1 protein-coding gene is annotated in these 1,028 nt (G+C 34.1%); it reads right to left on the bottom strand.

Going from position 1 to position 1,028, the window contains the following annotated elements; genetic code table 11:
* Positions 1-81 precede the first annotated feature (81 nt).
* Positions 82-753 (bottom strand): DUF2971 domain-containing protein, encoded by a 672-nt coding sequence (locus H592_RS23295; protein ID WP_051369143.1) that lies wholly within the window; start codon positions 751-753, stop codon positions 82-84.
* Between the last annotated feature and the right edge of the window lie 275 nt (positions 754-1,028).

Here is a 1,028-nt window from a genome sequence, read left to right on the forward strand (position 1 = left end):
CTTTTGGTCAGAAGTGAGGTTTATTTTTTGCATTGAGGTAGCATGATCCTCATTAAGCTAAAAATCAAGCATCTTCATTGATCACGGGTATATATCGCTATCCGCACATTCGATAAGCATATCTGAGTCGTGCAAAACTGCACAAAACCGCCACTCTTTTTCATGTGACCAGGTATCAGATTTATGTAATAGTAAGTCTACACCGACATTAGACTTAATCACTTTAATTGGATGTTGCTCAATATACTCAACTTTCCTAAGATGGTAAAAATCGTCTTGCTTGGTTCTCTTTTGATTAAAAAAGTAATTAGAAGTATCGAATTTAACGCAGAACCCTTGATGAGAGTCAGCATAATGTGACCACATTAATAAATTATCTGGCTCTTCAGTTAAGCAAAGTACACCTATTACTTCTCCCTGATTTTGTTCGCTAGTTTCACCCATAACACCATTAGTCTCTGGCGGCGTAGTTGCAAGCACTTGCTGCTCTTCGAATGAATTTTTATTCGCTTTAATAACTTTAAACTCTAAATCTGGGCTCGACACTTTTATTGGTAGCTTACCTATTTTATTATTTGAACCTAAGTTTTCTTCTGTGCTGGATAGATCTGGCATAGCATCTTTGATACCACAAATAGAAGTAACAGGCTTTAATTCAAAAGGATCATTAAAGTCGATAGGTTGCGTTAAACGAATACATCCACTTTCAATGACATCCAACCTAGCGGGCTCAAAATACTTAAATAGGTACATTCAGGTCTCCATTATTCAATGACTTAGAGGAAGAAGAATCTTATATCCTTATTAATAACTAATCACTTCATTAGCTTGATAAATTCAATTCAACAATACACTCATAAACTTTTAAATCAATAATTTAAGATCTTAATTAAAAAAAAATAATCAAACTATAATCAAACTATAAGTTGATTATATGTAACTACTCAGCAGGGATAAAAATATTAGGTAGCATGCCATTCAACAATAGCGTTAAAGCAGTAGAGCCACTTACTCCCTGCTTTTTACAG

Source organism: Psychromonas arctica DSM 14288, assembly GCF_000482725.1.
GTDB lineage: Bacteria > Pseudomonadota > Gammaproteobacteria > Enterobacterales > Psychromonadaceae > Psychromonas > Psychromonas arctica.

What these genes read in the sequence shown, in the direction of transcription:
- H592_RS23295 (WP_051369143.1), bottom strand. Translation starts at nt 753, where the DNA reads ATGTACCTATTTAAGTATTTTGAGCCCGCTAGGTTGGATGTCATTGAA.